At 49.0% G+C, this 19,408-nt stretch carries 17 protein-coding genes; 7 read left to right on the top strand and 10 right to left on the bottom strand.

Annotated features, from left to right (window positions below; translation table 11 throughout):
* Window positions 1-2 precede the first annotated feature (2 nt).
* A complete protein-coding gene (gene sgrR, locus ACL9RG_RS10195; RefSeq protein ID WP_422792488.1) occupies window positions 3-1,664 on the bottom strand; it encodes an HTH-type transcriptional regulator SgrR in 1,662 nt (553 codons plus the stop codon).
* Between the two features lie 102 nt (window positions 1,665-1,766).
* Between sgrR and sgrT the strand changes: the two genes are divergently transcribed.
* The 3 genes from sgrT (at window position 1,767) to ACL9RG_RS10180 (ending at window position 4,123) form a co-directional block, all read left to right on the top strand.
* Complete coding sequence (gene sgrT, locus ACL9RG_RS10190; RefSeq protein ID WP_422792487.1) at window positions 1,767-1,967, top strand: glucose uptake inhibitor SgrT; 201 nt, start codon at window positions 1,767-1,769, stop codon at window positions 1,965-1,967.
* Window positions 1,968-2,242: 275 nt separating this feature from the next.
* Window positions 2,243-3,406 (top strand): MFS transporter, encoded by a 1,164-nt coding sequence (locus ACL9RG_RS10185; RefSeq protein ID WP_422792486.1) that lies wholly within the window; start codon window positions 2,243-2,245, stop codon window positions 3,404-3,406.
* A 240-nt stretch (window positions 3,407-3,646) separates the two neighbouring features.
* Window positions 3,647-4,123 carry an RrF2 family transcriptional regulator gene (locus tag ACL9RG_RS10180; protein WP_422792485.1) on the top strand — a complete coding sequence of 159 codons (477 nt, stop codon included), beginning with the start codon at window positions 3,647-3,649 and terminating at the stop codon, window positions 4,121-4,123.
* A gap of 245 nt (window positions 4,124-4,368) precedes the next feature.
* Here the strand turns inward: ACL9RG_RS10180 and ACL9RG_RS10175 are convergent, their stop codons facing one another.
* A complete protein-coding gene (locus tag ACL9RG_RS10175; RefSeq protein ID WP_422792484.1) occupies window positions 4,369-7,518 on the bottom strand; it encodes an efflux RND transporter permease subunit in 3,150 nt (1,049 codons plus the stop codon).
* Window positions 7,519-7,542: 24 nt separating this feature from the next.
* A complete protein-coding gene (locus ACL9RG_RS10170; protein WP_422792483.1) occupies window positions 7,543-8,754 on the bottom strand; it encodes an efflux RND transporter periplasmic adaptor subunit in 1,212 nt (403 codons plus the stop codon).
* Between the two features lie 380 nt (window positions 8,755-9,134).
* Between ACL9RG_RS10170 and ACL9RG_RS10165 the strand changes: the two genes are divergently transcribed.
* Entirely contained in the window at window positions 9,135-9,488 is a 354-nt protein-coding gene (locus ACL9RG_RS10165; RefSeq protein WP_422792482.1) for a helix-turn-helix domain-containing protein, read from the top strand.
* Between the two features lie 138 nt (window positions 9,489-9,626).
* Here ACL9RG_RS10165 and ACL9RG_RS10160 read toward each other — a convergent pair whose 3' ends face one another.
* On the bottom strand, window positions 9,627-10,043 hold the full coding sequence (locus ACL9RG_RS10160) for a winged helix-turn-helix transcriptional regulator (protein ID WP_422792481.1): 417 nt from the start codon (window positions 10,041-10,043) through the stop codon (window positions 9,627-9,629).
* Between the two features lie 84 nt (window positions 10,044-10,127).
* Here ACL9RG_RS10160 and ACL9RG_RS10155 point away from each other — a divergent pair, with 84 nt between their 5' ends.
* On the top strand, window positions 10,128-11,051 hold the full coding sequence (locus ACL9RG_RS10155) for an aromatic alcohol reductase (RefSeq protein ID WP_422792480.1): 924 nt from the start codon (window positions 10,128-10,130) through the stop codon (window positions 11,049-11,051).
* Between the two features lie 140 nt (window positions 11,052-11,191).
* Window positions 11,192-11,413, top strand: a complete 222-nt coding sequence (locus ACL9RG_RS10150; RefSeq protein WP_422792479.1) for a hypothetical protein — start codon at window positions 11,192-11,194, stop codon at window positions 11,411-11,413.
* A gap of 67 nt (window positions 11,414-11,480) precedes the next feature.
* Here the strand turns inward: ACL9RG_RS10150 and ACL9RG_RS10145 are convergent, their stop codons facing one another.
* Together ACL9RG_RS10145 and ACL9RG_RS10140 are read right to left on the bottom strand one after the other, a co-directional pair.
* Complete coding sequence (locus ACL9RG_RS10145; protein ID WP_422792478.1) at window positions 11,481-12,569, bottom strand: nucleoside transporter C-terminal domain-containing protein; 1,089 nt, start codon at window positions 12,567-12,569, stop codon at window positions 11,481-11,483.
* Between the two features lie 224 nt (window positions 12,570-12,793).
* Window positions 12,794-13,714, bottom strand: coding sequence for a nucleoside hydrolase (locus ACL9RG_RS10140; protein WP_422792477.1), 921 nt, complete (start codon window positions 13,712-13,714; stop codon window positions 12,794-12,796).
* 341 nt (window positions 13,715-14,055) lie between these two features.
* On the opposite strand from ACL9RG_RS10140, the gene ACL9RG_RS10135 reads away from it, so the two are divergent.
* On the top strand, window positions 14,056-14,352 hold the full coding sequence (locus ACL9RG_RS10135; protein WP_422792476.1) for an I78 family peptidase inhibitor: 297 nt from the start codon (window positions 14,056-14,058) through the stop codon (window positions 14,350-14,352).
* An 80-nt stretch (window positions 14,353-14,432) separates the two neighbouring features.
* Here the strand turns inward: ACL9RG_RS10135 and leuD are convergent, their stop codons facing one another.
* The 4 genes from leuD to leuA are packed head-to-tail and all read right to left on the bottom strand — an operon-like array spanning window position 14,433 to window position 19,141.
* The gene (gene leuD / locus ACL9RG_RS10130) at window positions 14,433-15,035 is read right to left on the bottom strand and encodes a 3-isopropylmalate dehydratase small subunit (RefSeq protein WP_422792475.1); all 603 of its coding nucleotides are present in this window, start codon (window positions 15,033-15,035) and stop codon (window positions 14,433-14,435) included.
* A gap of 12 nt (window positions 15,036-15,047) precedes the next feature.
* Window positions 15,048-16,448: a 3-isopropylmalate dehydratase large subunit gene (leuC, locus tag ACL9RG_RS10125; RefSeq protein ID WP_422792474.1), complete on the bottom strand. Its 1,401-nt coding sequence runs from the start codon at window positions 16,446-16,448 to the stop codon at window positions 15,048-15,050.
* A gap of 1 nt (window position 16,449) precedes the next feature.
* On the bottom strand, window positions 16,450-17,541 hold the full coding sequence (leuB, locus tag ACL9RG_RS10120; RefSeq protein ID WP_422792473.1) for a 3-isopropylmalate dehydrogenase: 1,092 nt from the start codon (window positions 17,539-17,541) through the stop codon (window positions 16,450-16,452).
* A 28-nt stretch (window positions 17,542-17,569) separates the two neighbouring features.
* Window positions 17,570-19,141: a 2-isopropylmalate synthase gene (gene leuA / locus ACL9RG_RS10115; RefSeq protein ID WP_422792472.1), complete on the bottom strand. Its 1,572-nt coding sequence runs from the start codon at window positions 19,139-19,141 to the stop codon at window positions 17,570-17,572.
* Between the last annotated feature and the right edge of the window lie 267 nt (window positions 19,142-19,408).

Raw genomic sequence — 19,408 nt, 5'->3', positions numbered from 1 at the left:
GGCTATGCATCCGGTGGTACAAACCAGGCGGATTTGAAGTCAAACCACCCGAGGGTATTCATTCTGACCCCGCGCATGCTGCGCTGTCCTTGCAGAACTAGCCAGTGGTGGAATAGGGGATGAAGATGGTTGTCGTTAACTAATCCTTGTGCCCACTCCGCGAGTTGCAGCTCGCCGGCGCGCCATTTCATGGCATCTTGCTGCAAATCATGGTCGAGGCAATGTTGAATTAAAGGAACCTCAAGCAAAGTAGTAAATAGTGAGAACTCAATCGGCAGGGTGAAATTGACGCTGCCCAGCCATAAATCACTTTTTGCTTCGCCTTTATGCCATTGATCATAGTTGATAACTTGCTTATGTAAGGTGATTCCTTCCGCCGCTAGCAGCGGGGTAATTGTCTGGCACAAAGAGTCGCATTCAGCGTGATCGCCATAGAAGGTTAAGGTTACTTCGCGTAAATGTTCTGGTTTTGATTTGCTGGGGCGCAAGCGGCGGTGATGCCAACGTGGCAACAGGCCAAAAGCCGGAGACCAATAGCGTTGATAGGTCGGTGAGGCGGCATTAAGCAGGGCTATCGGGTTAATCAATTCGCATAGCCATTCGCGGATTTCCGGATCGTTGCCAATTTCTGAGCGGCGATCGAACATCAAACAATAGCAACCTTCTTCCAAACGGCTCTCCAATTCGTCGTTATCTGATTCGTCGGCCTGAAGCTGTACGCCGGAATGTACCAGCTCTTCTGTGAGTTCTGGCAGCACCCAAATGTTCACTTCATCAATCAATGCCCGGTAACCAAAATATTCATCGAAGGCGCGAATTTTTAGTTGGGTCTGTTGGTTACGGATCACCGAATAAGGGCCGGTGCCGATAGGCTGCCGGGCGAAGTCCGGCAAGGTGCGCCACTCTTGCGGTAGGATCATGGCATGAGCGTTACCGAGTAACCACGGCAGCCAGCGATCGGGGTGATGGAGATGGATATCAATCACATTTGCGATGGTGGATTCCACGCGCTTGAGGTGAGTAAACAGTCGATGTTCGCGCAATTCAGCAAAGGTGCTGGTGATATCGGCCATTGCCAACTCTCGGCCGTGATGAAAATGGATCGCCGGGCGTAAATAAAAGCGCCAATGTAGCGGGCTGATTTGCTGCCAGTGGTGAGCGAGGTCGCCTTCTATTTCCCCATTTTCCTCATTTATTCGAATCAGACCGTTAAATATCTGCCGAGCTAAGTGAGTTTCAGAACGGCGTAGCATGGTGCCGGGCTGGAGATTAAGTAATGAACGGTAATAGAGTACCCGCAGGATATGCTTGCCTTGGCGGAAACTGCGCCCCACTTGTGATAACAGCATTTGGCGCACCAGTTTTTTATCGCCAACCAATTGTACTAACTGCTCGATGCGATCCTGATCCAATAGCTCCTCAGCCCGCTGTTGTTGCAGAGAAAGCCCAGTGAACAGGAAAGTCAGCCGCGAGCGTTTTCCTCGCCCAGCCTCGGCTTGCCAAGTGAGCCAACCCTCTTCCTGCATGCTGCTTAGCAGTGAGCGCACGTGGCGACGCGAGCAGCTGAGTACCTCTGATAGTGCCTGCAATGTGGTATCAATTTGCTGACCCTGGCAACTTTTCCATAACCGAATAAATTGCTGCTGTAGACGAGATGAAGGCATAAAAGAGGAACTCCGTAAGAGCAAGTGTTCAATTTATTTTTCCTCATAATACGCTGATAATTTGCGCTATGTAAGCAGGCGAGTGAAACCCGGGAGAGAAAGATGAATAGCACATTGATTGCCCGTTTCTATCAGCGTTATTTTGCTGCGATAGCTGCGCAGGAGAGCCAAAGCAAAGCTAATTGTCTGTCGATTATTCCTGAAAACTTCCGCATGCAGACACTGGAACATTTGATGCAGTGGAATATTGAGTCTCTTGATGACGAGCAGTGCTGCCAACATACCTATACCCGTCATACTTAACGTCGTTTCTGCGTTGGCCATGGTGACTTACCCGAAACTTACTTAAGTAAGTTTCGGGATGGGGTTCCTTGCCGCCTTGATGCAACGCCAATTATTTTGGGTATCGTGAAATTTTCTGAGTAATGGTGCAATTCGCCAACCAGTGGGGCAACTCACTGGTTTTTTTTAATTCTATTGGTGGATACTTATCTGCCATTATTGCTCTGTCATCTGAATAAAAAATCTCTACACTGTTGGCTTTATTTATTGGCGCTAGCGCTTTCTGGGAAGGAATCATGCATAAGCCCCGTTTTAATTCTGTGTTTGTCGTTTTCCTGCTGTGTTCTTTTTTGACGGGCATCGCTGGTGCTTTGCAAAACCCAACCTTGAGTTTGTTTCTGACCAATGAGGTTCATGCCAAACCGATATGGGTTGGACTGTTTTATACCGTCAATGCCGTTGCAGGGATTGCGGTAAGCTTTTTACTTGCCAAACGTTCTGATAACCGGGGCGATCGGCGTAAGCTGTTAGTTTTTTGTACATTGATGGCAATTGGCAACAGTGTAGTCTTCGCCTTTAGCCGCGATTATTTGGTGCTGATTACCTTAGGCGTATTGTTAGCCGCGATGGCCAGTGCCGCGATGCCGCAATTGTTCGCTTTGGCGCGTGAGTATGCGGATCGCTCGGCTAAAGAAGTGGTGATGTTCAGCTCGATGATGCGTGCCACATTATCACTGGCATGGGTATTAGGCCCGCCGCTGGCGTTTGTTTTAGCCACGCAATATGGTTTTACTTTTATGTATCTCAGCGCGATGGGCGTCTTTGTCCTTAGTGCATTGATGGTGTGGTTCTTCCTGCCTTCAGTGGCGCGTGTTGAACAACCTCTTGATAACGCGGTGCCGCCGGTAAGTGCCTGGAAGAATAAGAACGTTCGCCTGCTGTTCTTCGCCTCTTTACTGATGTGGACGGCCAACACCATGTATCTGATCGATATGCCGTTGCATATTGTCCATGATATGGGATTACCAGAAGGTTTGGCTGGGATCTTGATGGGGACGGCGGCGGGAATTGAGATTCCGGCGATGCTGATTGCTGGTTATCTGGTAAAGCGCCTGGGTAAAAAACGTTTGATGCTGTTCGCTGTTTTCAGCGGCGTGCTGTTTTATGCCGGTATTATCGCTTTCCAATTCAAAACGGCTTTGTTGTTGATGCAGCTGTTTAACGCGATGTTTATCGGTATTGTTGCTGCTATTGGTATGCTCTATTTTCAGGATTTAATGCCGGGGCGTGCCGGTTCCGCTACCACTTTATTTACTAATAGTATCTCGACCGGCGTGATTCTGGCTGGCGTACTACAGGGCAGCATCGTGCAGTATTTTAGCCATTATCAAGTGTATTGGGCGGCGCTGGCGTTGTGTTCACTCTCCTTGGTGATGATGTTCCGGGTGAAGGACGTGTAGTTTTTTTATATGTGGCTGTAATGATTCGCGAGCCTGATTGTCTGATGAGAATAAGAAGGGCGTATTTGCGATTGCTGTAGCAAATAGGTTAGCAGCGGTGGTCAATCTGTGTGGTCAACCAGCGCAAAACTTCAAAAATGCAACTATGTTTGTTATATTATTGCGCAATTGGTGTTCATGGTTCTGGCGATAGACGTTCGCCAGTTTAGCCCTAAGAACCTCGTCTCTCAGGACAATGACATGTTAGATTTTCGCTTTCCGACAGCTATGCAAATAGTATTCAGCGTTGCTTTGGCTGAAAAGGCAGGGATACGCTCGACCAGTGCCACACTGGCGACATGTCTGGAAGCTAATCCGAGCTTTATTCGCAAACTGATGGTTCCACTGACACGTAACGGTATTATCGTCTCAACGTTGGGGCGTACCGGTTCTATTTCCCTTAGTCGTCCTGCTCACGAGATTACCTTGCGTGATATTTATTGCGCGGTGATTGATGATAAACATATCTGGGCAGCACGCCCCGAAGGTGAGCCGCGCTGCTTGGTGAGTGCCAACGCCTGCTGGTATTTCAAATCTATTGTGAGTGAAGCGGAAGAAGCCTCGCTGGATGTGCTGTCTCGCCACACGGTAGCTGAAGCGCTAGAAGAGTTTGAGAAGAATGGCACGCCGGCTGGCTGTGACGACATAAAATCTAAAGGGTTAGCAAAGTCCAATTAATGGCGTTTGCTTCCGCATCTCTTTTCCCTTTCTAAATTCCGCGTATAAAAAAGGTCGAGCTGATGCTCGACCTGAGTTTGATGACAAAGTTGTCTGGTGTACCGAGATACCCGGGCATAGTTCGCCTAGGGGCGCTTCGACGGACAAGCCGCTCCGACCCCAACGGCGTACTCTCCCTAATAACCAGCTTTGTCAGTAGTCTGAAGGTCGAGCTAGTGCTCGACCTTTTTGCTTTACACTCTCTATTAGGCTTCGACACTCGCTGCTGATTGCTTGCGCGTCACCAGACGGCGCAGTGCGACGTAGAACACCGGCGTCAGGAACAGGCCAAACAGTGTGACGCCAAGCATCCCGGAGAACACCGTGATCCCGGTTACGCCACGCACTTCTGCACCGGCACCATGACCAAGGATCAGCGGGATTGTCCCGGCGATAAAGGCAATGGAGGTCATCACAATCGGACGCAGACGCAGGCGACAAGCTTCCAATGCGGCTTCAACAATGCCGCGACCTTGCATTTCCAACTCGCGAGCAAATTCGACGATCAAGATGGCATTCTTACAAGCTAGCCCCATTAATACGACTAATCCAACCTGCACGAAGACGTTATTGTCGCCACCGGTTAGCCACACGCCGAACAGAGCGGAGAGCATGGTCATCGGGACAATCAAGATAACCGCTAGCGGCAGCGTCCAACTCTCATACAAGGCAGCCAGTACCAGGAAGGCTAACAAGATAGCCACCGGGAAGACGATCAATGACGCATGCCCTTGAGTGGATTGCTGATAACTCAAGTCAGTCCATTGAATGTTCATACCGTTTGGCAGAACTTTCTGTGCCAGCGCGCTAACTTCGCTCATTGCCTGTGCAGATGAAAGCACGCGAGGATCGGCATCACCAATTAAATCAGCTGCCGGATAGCCGTTGTAACGCAGCACCGGGTCTGGTCCATACGTCGTGGTAATGTTAACCATACTGCCGATTGGCACCATTTCGCCTTTATCGTTGCGAGTACGCAGGTTAGCAATGTCCTCTACGCTTTGGCGGTAAGGGCCATCGGCTTGGGCAATGACTTTCCAGGTACGGCCATAACGGTTGAAGTCATTGACGTAGGTTGAACCGAGATAGGTTTGCAACGTACCGAACAACTCATCAAGCGAAACGCCCTGCGCCTTGGCTTTATCGCGGTCGATCTGCGCATCAAGCTGTGGAACGTTGGCCTGATAAGAGGAGATCGGGAAGCCCATTCCCGGCGTTTGCATGATGGCGCCTGACATGGTGTTTATTGCCGTCTGCAATGCACCATAACCTAAACCAGCCCGGTCCTGAATATACAGCGAATACCCTGAACCCTGACCTAACCCCAGTATTGGCGGTGGCATAATCGAGAAGGCGAAACCTTCTTGAATTTGCGAGATCTTGGCGTTGATTTCGGCGTTGATCGCCACCGCGCTGCGGGTCCGTTCGCTCAGAGGTTTCAGAGTAAAGAACACCGTACCGGTATTTGGCGTATTGGTAAACTGCAACGCATTCAAGCCTGGGAAGGCAACGGCATCACTGACACCATCAACGCTAAGACCAATGGCGCTCATTTTTCGGATCACCGCATCGGTACGTTCCAGCGATGCGCCTTCCGGCATCTTCACGCCGCCAATCAGGTACAGTTTATCCTGAGTGGGAATAAAGCCGCCCGGTACTTTGTTGAACATAAAGCCTGCGCCACATAACAGCAGGATATAGACCACAAATACCGCACCACGACGACTCAGCGCACGAGATACCGCATTCTGATAGCGTTCGGAGCTTTTATTGAAGAAGCGGTTGAACGGACGGAATAGCCAACCGAATAAACGATCGATAATACGAGTCGGAATATCCTTTTTCGCGCCGTGTGGTTTCAGCAACAGTGCCGCCAACGCCGGGGAGAGCGTCAGTGAGTTAATGGCTGAAATCACCGTGGAGATGGCGATAGTTACCGCAAATTGTTTGTAGAACTGGCCGGTTACGCCGGACAAGAAAGCCATCGGGACGAAGACGGCGCACAGTACCAACGCGATAGCGATGATTGGCCCTGAAACTTCACGCATGGCCTGATGCGCCGCCGCTAGCGGTGCCAGTCCTTCCTCGATGTTTCGCTCGACGTTTTCCACCACCACGATGGCGTCATCGACCACTATCCCTATCGCCAGCACTAACCCGAATAGACTTAACGTGTTGAGTGAAAAACCAAGCAAATACAAGATGCTAAAGGTACCGATTACCGATACTGGCACAGCCAGCAGTGGGATAATCGAGGCGCGCCAGGTTTGCAGGAACAGAATAACGACCAGTACAACCAGTAACACGGCTTCTAGCAGCGTATGGATAACCGCGCTTATGGAGTCGCGTACGAATACGGTTGGGTCATACGGCGCTTGCCAGGTCATGCCATCTGGGAAACGGGTTGCCAGCTCGGTCATTTTGGCACGTACGGCATCAGATAAATCAATGGCGTTAGCACCCGGTGATTGGAAGATACCAATCCCGACCGCATCTTTATTGTTAAGTTGTGAACGTAACGCGTAACTGCCTGAACCCATTTCGATACGTGCCACATCGTGCAGACGCACAATGGTACCATCGTCGCTGGTTTTCAGAATGATATTGCCGAACTCTTCTTCGTTTTTCAGGCGACCTTGTGCGTTGATTGACAGCAGATAGTCACTTTTGGTTGGCATCGGTTCGGCACCGAGCTGACCGGCAGAAACCTGCACGTTCTGCTCGCGCATCGCGGCAACCACATCCGAGGCGGTCAGCCCACGAGCGGCGACTTTATTCGGATCTAACCACACGCGCATAGCGTACTCGCCAGCACCGAAAATCTGTACTTGACCCACGCCCGGCAGACGAGCCAACTCGTCTTTTACCTTCAACGTCGCGTAGTTACTTAAATACAGCGAATCGTATTTGCCGGAAGGGGAAGCCAGATGAACGACCAGCGTCAGCGTCGGAGACTGCTTCTGGGTTGTGATCCCTTGGCGAACCACGTCCTCCGGCAGCCTTGCTTGCGCCTGAGACACGCGGTTTTGTACCTGAACCTGTGCCTGATCCGGGTCAGTCCCCGGGCGGAAGGTTACGGTCAGCACCAGCACGCCATCAGAACCGGCAACGGATTTCATGTACATCATGTTTTCGACGCCGTTGATCGACTCTTCCAGCGGCGTAGCCACGGTTTCAGCGATCACTTTCGGGTTGGCGCCCGGATAGGTAGCACGCACCTGCACGCTCGGCGGTACCACGTTCGGGTATTCGCTAATCGGCAGCAGTGGGATGGAGATCGCACCACCAACAAAAATCAGTATCGACAGCACCGCCGCAAAAATCGGTCTGTCGATGAAAAAGCGGGAAAAGTCCATGATTCAGGATTCTCTGGTTATGACTTAGTTGGAAGCAGCAGGAGCGGCAGCAAGCATAGCAACGGGTTTCGCGCTAACTGGCATACCCGGCATAAAGACTTTCTGTACGCCATCAACAATCACTTTGTCTCCGCTGACCAAGCCCTTTTTCACAATGCGCAGACCGGAATACAGTCGACCTAACTCAACATCGCGGCGCTGGGCTTTACCGTCTTTATCTACGACATAAACGTATTTACGATCCTGATCGGTCAATACAGCCTTGTCGTTGATTAGCGTGGCATCAAACTGCGCGCTGCCTGGCATCTGGACGCGGGCAAATAGTCCCGGCGTAAACAGACGTTGGCTGTTATCGAGTACGGCGCGCATGCGAATTGTGCCGGTGCCCGCGTTTAACTGGTTGTCGGTAAAATCAACATAACCACTGTGCGGATACCCTGTTTCTCCAGCTAACCCAACTTGTACCGGTAATTTGCTACCCGGCGTGGCAACGGGTTGCCCATTACGAGCTTGAGCTTGATAACGTAAGAAGGTTTCTTCATCAACATCGAAGTAGACGTAAACGGTGTTCAGCGATACCAGCGTGGTTAATACGCTGGCGCTGTCACCGGCGGTCACCAGATTACCGGCGGTGATCAGTGCACGGCTGGCGCGACCGTCAATTGGGGCGGTTACACGGGTAAAATCCAGATTTAACTGGGCAACATCCAACTGAGCCTGTGCTGCCAATACATCGGATTGTGCCTGTGCTGCGGCAGCTTTACGCTGTTCCCATACTTCGGTTGATACCGCTTGTGTACCAATCAGTTTCTCGGTACGTCCAGACTCGCTGTGGGTCAGATTCGCCTGGTTACGAGCGCGCGCTAGCTCAGCTTGTGCCTGCTCAAGCGCAGCGCGATAGGTACGGTCATCAATGGTAAACAGCACCTGACCTTTCTTCACTTCCTGGCCTTCGGTGTAATTCACTTTATCGATATAACCTGAAACCCGTGGTCGCAGCTGCACGCTCTGTACCGCTTCTATGCGGCCATTAAAGTTATCCCATTGGCTAATAGGCTTAATTATCACGTCAGCGACGCTCACCGCAGGGGGCGGAGGTGGGGCATTTTGCGCCACGCTGTTGTCGCAACCACTGAGCAAGGTAACAAACAGCGCCACGGCAGAAAATTGCAGTGCAATGCGCGTTCCAGGAACACGACGGTTCTGATTAAGCAGGTAACGTTGCAGGCTTAGCATTATTTTTATTTCCAATGAGTATGCGCAGTCAGGTAATCCACTCGGCCCTGTTATCCGAGTGATGTCCTTTTCCTGAATGGGCTTGGTCCGATTTGCATCTTTCAGAGATGCAACTTTGCAGCGAGAAATGAAGGTCAATAAGATTAAAGTATCAATTGTTGATACATTAACTGCGAGGGATTGTAGGGAGGCGTGTAATAAAGTGCAAGAATTATTGTTACACTTTAAGTGCTCTTTTTCGTTACGACGTTCTGGCGAGGACGATGACTCTACAGATTGCTAAATTTAATGCAACAATAATACTTGCATTTATCTTCAGATCACCGCAGTCTAAAAAAAGAGCGGGACATACACTGGCGTCCCTAAACGGGAGAAAGAGCATGAACACGACTGATTTTATTCATGATTTAACTAGCTGGATTGATAAAAATCTGGAAGGGCGACTAGACATTAATACGGTTGCCGAACGAGCTGGCTACTCAAAATGGTATCTGCAAAGGATGTTTAAACAACATACTGGCTCAACGCTTGGTGAATATATCCGCGCCAAAAAGCTGAATATTTCTGCGCAAAGATTGGTTAACAGCGGTGAGCCGATTGCCAATGTGGCGATTGCATTAGGCTATGAGTCAAAGCAATCTTTTAACCGCAGTTTCAAGCGTCAGTTTGGTCAGACACCGGGAGATTGGCGTAAGGCTTTACATCGTCAAACGGAATGTGCGGCGCATAGCTAATACTGATGACTGATTTGTATTGATGAACAGTGAATATTGCTGCTCTGCATATCGTCATACCTTGTCGCGTTATAGCAATGCCTGGCCGTTTTAGCCGGGCGTGTTATTTAGCGACAGCAATTAGCATAATAGTTGTTACTACTCAACGCGTTGCTGTGGATTGATTTTGTCAAAAGCCGTTCGCGCCTGACGAAATTCATTCGCATTGTCGATAACCCAGCCCCATAGCGGGATCATCTGCTCCAACAGCCCGAAACCAACCTCCGAGAGTTCATATTCGACGCGCGGAGCTTTCTCTTGGTAGTCATAACGAAGAATCAGGCCATCTCGTTCCAACTGGCGTAAAGTACGGGTCAGCATACGTTGTGTGACGCCTTCCATCCTTCTGCCAATTTCTGCATGACGTAATCTACCGCTGACGCCGAGTGCGTAAACAATGCCTAATGACCAGCGGTTCCCTGCGTGCGATAGCACTTCTCGTTTCAAACCATCATCATCGGCGCTGAGCGCGTCGCACGCGGCCTGCGAGCTGGCGATCAAACTTTTTCGGTCCATTTTACTCCCCGGTATCATCGGTGTGCCTTCTTGTTCTTAGTTTTTAGAGATGTAACGCTATCGGCAACTACACAGGAGAAGCCCATGAACGTCAACGCTAAAAACAATCTTCATTCTATTCTGGTACTTGGCGCGGGAGAGCTTGGTATGGCCATGTTACGCAGCCTGGCCAATACGACTGGGACAAGGGTATCCGTATTATTACGCTCATCGACGATTGAGAGTTCAAATCCGGAAAAAGTCGCCCATATTCAGCAGATACGTGATTTGGGTATTGGCCTGGTCGCGGGCGATTTGGTAGATGAATCGATTGGTACATTGGCTAACTGTTTTGCACCGTTTGATACGGTGATCTGTTGTACTGGTTTTATTGCAGGGAGCGGAACGCAGATCAAAATTACGCAAGCCGTATTGGAAGCTAGAGTTAAGCGCTATGTCCCTTGGCAATTTGGTGTGGACTACGACCTGGTGGGAAAAGGCAGCGGCCAAACAACGTGGGACGAACAACTCGATGTACGCGCTATGTTGCGTGGGCAAAATTCAACTGAATGGGTGATTGTATCCACCGGGATGTTTACCAGCTATCTGTTTGATCCGGCCTTTGGCATCGTCAACTTTTCCGATAACAGCGTTAACGCATTAGGCGCTTGGGATAATGCGGTGACACTGACAACGCCTGATGATATTGGTGTGCTCACCCGGGAAATTTTACTTGTTCAGCCACGGTTGGTGAATCAGGTGGTTTATACCGCTGGTGAGACCATTACTTATCAACAACTGGCGGATTTATTAGACAAGGTACTGGGGAAAAAGGTGAAGCGTATTGCATGGAGCCTGGCTAAATTAAGTCAGGATCTGGCTAATTCTCCAGAGGACATTGTGGCGAAATACCGCGTTGCTTTTGCGAAAGGGAAAGGTGTTTCATGGCCTATGGAACAGAGCTTTAATGTGCAGCACAATATCCCACTGACCAATGTTGAGCAGTGGTTGCAACGCAACCATAAGTAACTTCACCGTTTTTCTCGTATCTTTACATCAAACATAATTTGTAAATATTCACCATTAATGGGCTCGATTTTTTGATGATAAAATCGAACGATAATCACTCAAACTGCCATTGCAGAGGGTGAAACCATAAAGGTAATACCATGAGCAAATTAATTATCGCTGGGCTTTTAACTACTCTACTTGCTGGGTGTGCAACTAACTCGCCATGCGTGCCGGTCTACGATGATCAAGGCCGTTTAGTGCATACGAATACCTGCATGAAAGGCACAACGCAGGATAACTGGGAAACTGCAGGTGCGATAGCTGGTGGTGCTGCCGCCGTTGCCGCGGTAACTATGGGCATTGTTGCGTTAACGAAATAAAAGCGCTACATCACTCATCAGGTTTTATTCATTAGAGGAGGCATCATGCCTCCTCTGTTGTTATCGCTTACAGCACCAAACTGGTGACAGTTGCCGTTAGTAAACTGACCAATGACGCACCGTAAATCAAACGCAGGCTAAATCCTGCCACTACTTTCGCTTGCGCCTGGCTCAGCCCTTTGACGATACCAACAATGATGCCAATAGAGCCGAAATTAGCGAATGAAATCAGAAATACCGAGGTAATTGCCAGGCTTCTTGGGGATAACTGTGCGGTTATATCTTTCAGACTCATCATCGCGACGAATTCATTTGCTATCAGCTTGGTCGCAATAATACCGCCGACTTTAACACAGTCATGCCATGGAATCCCCATCAGGAATGCTAATGGAGAGAAAACATAGCCAAGGATATTCTGGAAAGAGACGCCAAATATTCCATTGAAAATAACATTGAATAAATCAATTAATGCAATAAAGGCAATTAACATTGCTACGCAAGCACCAACAATTTTAAAATCATCCCAAATATGCTCTGTCAGTGTTTCAAAAAATCCAATGCCTTCTTCAGTGTGCATAATATCGAAATTAGGTGCAGTATCTTCATTTGCTGGAGCAATAAGCGTTAAGATAATAAAGAAGCTAAATACATTGAGGAATAATGCCAACACAACATAAGTTGGATTAATGATCTTCATATAAGAAGCCAAAATGCTCAAATCGATTGAGGAGATCGATGCAGCCGCTAAAGCATAAACTTGTTTGCGGTTCAGGCTGTCGAAGTATTCCCGAACAGTAATAAAAGGTGCGGCCATGCCTAGCGAGGTAGAACACAGGATGCTAAAAGACTCCATCTTGCCAACCCGCGTGACATAGTTGAGTACCGAGCCAAGGCCTGCCATCGCATACTGGATGATTTTAAAGTATTTTAAAATACCGATGAGTGCACAGATAAAAACAACGGGCATTAATGCGCTCAGCAAGAAGCTCCATTCGCCTTTGTTGAGTAGTCCACCAAACACAAAATCTATGCCAACTGAGGCGCTGGTCATTATTTGGGTGAAGACAAATACGATCGAACTGATAATAGATACACCAAGAGAAGTGTTAATTAAAAATGCGGCCAGTAAAACTTGAATAATCAAACAAGTTAGCAATGGGATGGCCTTTTTTTAATAGCTTGCCTGTCGAAACTTACGGCCCATGCCAATAAAAGAAAGGCAATAATTCCTAAAATAGCGATGAGATACTTCATGCGGTACTCCTCTGGTGTCGAATGTTAATTTATTATTTTATTTTTATAGCAACAGTAAGCTTTTATACGGTTATGGTTAACCGTATAAAAATAATCCTGTATTGGGTGCTGGTATATTGTCGGAGGCTATGCCGACATAGATTGAATAAAGTGAGCTTTCACTGCTTCAGAATCTACGCCTATGCACAGGCGCTGCGCTTTTAATCCATCAAAAGGATTAAAACGAGAACCCAGATGTGTTTGGCGATAAAGTGTCTGGCCGCGAGTAATACCTTCAGTCACCACCCGTACCGGTGATTCTACGGTGGTATACCACTGCGGATTAATCAGCCAAGAAATCGTTAATGTGTCATGCAGCGCCATGCCTTCAAAGCCTTCACGCTTTAGGCTGTAATTCATATAATTACGCGAGATGTCGCTCAACACTTGTTGGTTGATTTGACGAACTTCATCGCCGAGCAGTAATACTTTATGAGTGACATCTAATGGCAATAAGGTGACAGACCAGTTGGCTGTCAGCACTTGATCAGCAGCGTGTGGATCTTTCCATATATTGAATTCGCAATGAGGCGTTACGTTACCACTATTGCCATCGGTGCCGAACGCACCTCCCATAATCACCACGCCATTGACTAATGGGATAATTTCCGGCGCTAGGTTAATGGCCGTAGCAAGGTTGGTCAGCGGGCCGATAGCGACAAGTGTCACCTCGCCGGGAAAGGCTTTTACTGTGTCGATGATAAATCGGATAGCATCGCCCGCGTGGTCGTCACAAGGGTTATCGTATGCATCTCCCAAGCCATCTGCGCCATGTACTGCGACATTGGGGTGATCGGGGGGTAATGCCAGTGGACGGGAGCAGCCGCGGAAAATGGGCACATCGATATGCATTTTCTGGCTGAAGAATTTAGCATTCTTCACAGCCTGTCCGACCTGAACATTACCAAAAATGGTAGTCAAACCGAGCAGGTCAAAATGCTTTGCTGCGTACGCGATGGCAAATGCATCATCCACACCAATATCTGTATCTATGATGATTTTTCTCATCGGTCTCTCTCAGCAACTGTTTTATATAAACTAGTTCTATCACGGAGAGTGTTTACTGAACAGAGAGCGTTGGGATGTAAAAAACTGCTTAGTGCATAGGATTAAACGAGGCAGGGGAGAAAGTAAAAAATTACCCTATGAGAGGGAATAATATCATGGCGATGGTGTCTTTTCTTACCCAGATCCATGTCTGTTTACTCTTTTTACATCACACCTCAGACAGGAAGTATCGATGCTATCGCGGTCATACTTTAAGTTTGGCTGCTATTCTATTACGCGACAACAATGCATATGACTATGTCACAATGTCATCTTTTTCCATTTGAAGCGTGAGTATTTCTATGATCAATAAGAAAATTATTCTCCTTACCTCTCTGGCTTTCTTATCACTCGCTGGCTGTCAAAATCACGCTGATAGCGTGAAAAATATCGATAATTCACAGCCGCCGGATATGTGTCAGGCCGCTTCTTTCCATTATCTAGTCGGCAAACCTGCATCGATATTAGATGGTATGCGTTTTGCCAAACCCATGCGCCATATTGTACCGAATACCGGGGTAACGATGGATTTCAACGCTGAACGTTTGAATATTGTTTCTGACCAGCAAGGCGTGATTAGCCAGGTTTATTGCGGCTGATAGCGAAAATGGGGAAAGGGAGTGTTGATAATGTGCTGCGGTGTTTATCACCCCGCAGCACATAAAGGCTATGTTGTTACTTAGCGCATAAACGCCGGTTGTTTCTGCTCGTAAGCTGAGATGTTCTCTTCATGCTGCAAGCTCAAACCGATGCTATCCAAGCCATTGATCATGCAATGGCGGCGGAAGGCGTCGATCTCAAACGGATAGCTTTTATCTCCAGCTTGCACGGTCTGTGCTTCCAGATCCACCGTGAAGGTAATGCCTTCGTTGGCTTCTACCAGTTGGAACAGCTCATCAATCTGCGCTTCGCTCAGGGTGATCGGCAGCAGTTGGTTGTTGAATGAGTTACCGTAGAAGATATCGGCAAAGCTTGGAGCGATCACCGCGTGGAAACCGTAGTCAGTCAGCGCCCAAGGCGCATGTTCGCGCGATGAGCCACAGCCAAAGTTTTCACGCGCTAACAAAATACTCGCACCTTTGTAGCGTGGTTTGTTCAGCACGAAATCTGGGTTAGGCTGCTTGCCTGCATCATCCAGAAAACGCCAGTCGTTAAACAGGTGCTGACCAAAACCAGTGCGGGTCACTTTTTGCAGAAACTGTTTTGGGATAATCGCATCGGTATCGACGTTTGCTGCGTCTAAAGGAACCACCAGACCGATGTGTTGAGTAAATTTAGCCATGGTATTTCCCTCTTAGTTCAATTCACGGATATCGGCGAAACGACCAGTAACCGCTGCCGCTGCTGCCATTGCCGGGCTCACCAAGTGAGTACGACCACCGCGGCCTTGACGACCTTCAAAGTTACGGTTGCTGGTAGAGGCACAGCGCTCGCCTGGGTTCAGGCGGTCATTGTTCATCGCCAGACACATTGAGCAACCCGGCAGACGCCATTCAAAACCGGCATCGATAAAGATTTTATCCAACCCTTCTTCTTCAGCCTGTGCTTTCACCGGGCCTGAACCAGGTACGACGATAGCCTGTACGCCATTCGCGACTTTACGGCCTTTGGCAATCGCCGCGGCTGCACGTAAATCTTCGATACGTGAGTTGGTACAAGAACCGATAAACACTTTGTCGATAGACACGTCAGTCAGACGGATACCTGGCTGCAAATCCATATAAGCCAAGGCTTTCTCAGCTGAAGCGCGTTCAACTGGATCGCTGAAGGATTCTGGATTAGGGATAACCTGATTCACTGCCATTACCTGGCCTGGGTTGGTTCCCCAGGTCACTTGTGGCGCGATATCCGCAGCATTCAAAGTGACTACGCTGTCAAACTTAGCATCAGCATCGGTTTTCAGGGTGTTCCAGTAAGCAACCGCTTCGTCCCAATTTTGATCTTTAGGCGCAAACTGGCGGCCTTTCAGATAAGCAAAAGTGGTTTCATCCGGTGCAACCAGGCCCGCTTTGGCACCCATCTCGATGGCCATATTGCATAAGGTCATGCGGCCTTCCATGCTCAAGGCTTCAATTGCCTTGCCGCAGAATTCTACAACGTGGCCGGTACCGCCAGCGCTACCGGTTTTTCCGATAATTGCCAATACGATATCTTTAGCCGTGATGCCCGCTGGCGCATCGCCAGTGACTTCGATTTTCATGGTTTTAGCGCGGCCCTGTTTCAGGGTTTGCGTCGCCAGAACGTGTTCTACTTCGGAGGTGCCGATACCGAAAGCCAGTGAACCAAACGCACCGTGAGTCGCAGTATGCGAGTCACCACAAACGATGGTCATACCCGGTAAGGTCATACCTTGTTCTGGACCGATAACGTGCACGATACCTTGGAACGGGTGATTCAAGTCATACAGTTGTACGCCGAATTCAGCACAGTTCTTGATCAGCTCCTGCATCTGAATACGCGCCATTTCACCGCTGGCATTGATATCTTTGGTCTGCGTTGAAACGTTGTGATCCATGGTGGCAAAGGTTTTGCCCGGCTGACGCACTTTACGGTTCATCGCGCGCAGACCATCAAAGGCCTGTGGCGAGGTCACTTCATGTACCAAGTGGCGGTCGATATACAACAGCGGCGTTTCGTTTTGTGCTTCGAACACCACGTGCGCATCGTATAATTTCTGATATAAGGTCTTGGCCATGTTATGCCCCTTGAGTCACAAAGCGGGCGATAATATCACCCATTTCACTGGTACCAACTGCACTGCCGCCGTTAGACAAATCACCGGTACGATGACCTTGTTCTAATGCAGTATTCACGGCCTGCTCGATAGCATTAGCTGCCTCATCTTCACCCAGGCTGTAACGCAACAGCAGGGCAGCAGACAGGATCTGAGCGATTGGGTTTGCGATATCTTTGCCCGCGATATCTGGTGCAGAACCGCCTGCTGGTTCAAACAGACCAAATGATTGTTCGTTCATGCTGGCAGAAGGCAACATCCCCATTGAACCGGTGATCATGGCGCATTCGTCAGACAGGATGTCGCCGAACAAGTTAGAGCACAGCAACACGTCAAATTGCGATGGGTCTTTGATCAGCTGCATGGTGGCGTTATCGATGTACATGTGGCTCAGCGTAACGTCTGGGTATTCTTTGGCGATCTCGTTGACGATTTGACGCCACATGATCGACGTCTGTAATACGTTAGCTTTATCGATAGAGGTCACGATGCTGCGACGTTTGCGTGCTGACTCGAAGGCGATACGCGCAATACGTTCAATTTCGAAGCGGTAATACACTTCGGTATCGAAAGCTTTTTCGTGCATGCCTTGGCCTTCACGACCTTTAGGCTGACCGAAGTAGATACCGCCAGTTAATTCACGTACACACAGGATATCAAAGCCTTTGGCGGCGATATCGCTACGTAGCGGACAGAACGCTTCCAGACCTTGATACAGGCGAGCAGGGCGCAAGTTGCTGAACAGCTTAAAGTGTTTACGCAGTGGCAGCAGCGCACCACGCTCTGGCTGATCGTTTGGTGGCAAATGTTCCCATTTTGGACCGCCAACGGAGCCAAACAGGATAGCATCGGCTTGTTCACAGCCTGCAACGGTTGCCTGTGGCAATGGGCTGCCATGTTTATCGATGGCTGCGCCACCAACATCGTATTCGCTTGTGGTAATTTTCAGGCCAAAGCGCTGACGCACAGCGTCCAATACTTTATAAGCTTGTGCCATTACTTCAGGGCCGATTCCGTCTCCGGGTAAGACGGCAATATGATAGGTCTTGCTCATGTTCACACCGTTTCCTGTCTCTAATTATTTATACTGTGGTAAATTTTTGCTGTTGATCGTTATGCAGGCGTTGTTTCTCTTTTTCGACCTGCTTACTGCGCCAGATGCAGTTCAGTACGTGAACCATCGCTTTCGCCGAGGATTCAACAATGTCTGTTGCTAAACCGACGCCGTGGAAGCGGCGACCTTCGTAAGAGACCACAATATCAACCTGACCCAGCGCATCGCGGCCTTGGCCTTTGGCGGTCAGCTGATATTTCACCAACTCAATTTGGTAACCCGTGATGCGGTTAATGGCTTGATATACTGCATCGACTGGGCCATTGCCGGTTGCTGCTTCGGTTTTAATCTCTTCGCCACAGGCCAGATTGACTGAAGCGGTCGCGGTGATGTTAGAACCAGACTGTACGGTGAAGTTGTCCAGACGATAGAACTCTGGCTCTTCTTGCTGTTTGTTGATGAAGACCAAGGCTTCCAAATCGTAATCAAAGACCTGACCTTTCTTGTCCGCCAGCTTCAAGAAGGCTGTGTACAGGTGATCCATATTATAGTCGGATTCTTTATACCCCATTTCTTCCATGCGGTGTTTTACCGCCGCACGGCCTGAGCGCGAAGTCAGGTTCAACTGTACTTGATTCAGACCGATAGATTCTGGGGTCATGATCTCGTAGTTTTCGCGATTTTTCAGCACGCCGTCTTGGTGGATACCTGAAGAGTGCGCGAAAGCGTTAGAGCCGACGATAGCCTTGTTGCCAGGTATTGGCATGTTGGTAATCTGGCTAACGATTTGGCTAGTACGATAGATTTCTTTGTGATTGATGTTGGTGTGCACATTCATGAATTCCGAGCGGGTGCGGATAGCCATGATCACTTCTTCCAGTGCGGTGTTACCTGCACGTTCACCGATACCGTTCAATGTGCCTTCAACCTGACGAGCACCAGCCTGAATAGCGGCGATGGAGTTACCGACAGCCATCCCTAAATCGTCATGGCAGTGTACGGAAATAATGGCTTTATCGATGTTTGGCACGCGCTCATACAGATTGGTAATAATCCCGCTGAACTGGTGCGGCGTGGTGTAACCGACGGTATCAGGAATATTGATAGTGGTGGCACCGGCCTTGATAGCCGCTTCTACTACGCGGCACAGGTTATCTAATGGCGTACGGCCCGCATCTTCACAAGAGAATTCAACGTCATCAGTGTAATTACGCGCACGTTTGACAGAGTGCACCGCCATGTCCAATACCTGATCAAACGAACGCTTTAATTTCGATTCGATATGCAGCGTTGACGTTGCCAAGAACACGTGAATACGGAAGGCTTCTGCGACGCGCAATGCTTCTGCTGCCGCGTCGATATCGCCGTCAACACAGCGAGCCAAACCACAGACGCGGCTGTTTTTAATCTGGCGAGCGATGGTTTGCACCGACTCGAAATCGCCAGGAGAAGATACTGGGAAGCCGACTTCCATTACGTCAACGCCCATTCTTTCCAGCGCCATCGCTATTTGAATTTTGTCTTTAACGCTCAGGCTGGCTTGCAAAGCCTGTTCACCATCACGCAGCGTGGTATCGAAAATAATGACTTGATCGCTCATGGTTTGTTTCCTTGTCTCGTTTACTTTCGCGCTTTGCGGATAAAAAAAAACCCGCGCATTAGCGCGGGTTTGTTGTCTGTGGAGCCTGAATCAGTTCTGATTTCCGCCCACTGGCATACCGCGCAAAGTTTCTGCGTTGAGTAGTAGGCCTAGGAGGAGGGTAGTCATTGACATTGGATTCAGATTCTCGCTTGTTTGTTTGGCTTTTCATCTTAGGAAAAGCGGTTGGTATTTGCCGTTGGCTTAAATTGATACGTGAATGCGTCT

Origin of the sequence: Rouxiella sp. Mn2063, from assembly GCF_049319665.1 — a bacterium.
Classification (GTDB): domain Bacteria; phylum Pseudomonadota; class Gammaproteobacteria; order Enterobacterales; family Enterobacteriaceae; genus JBMOUD01.
Note: the sequence above shows the minus strand (reverse complement) of the source record. Positions and strands in the feature narration are given on the sequence as shown.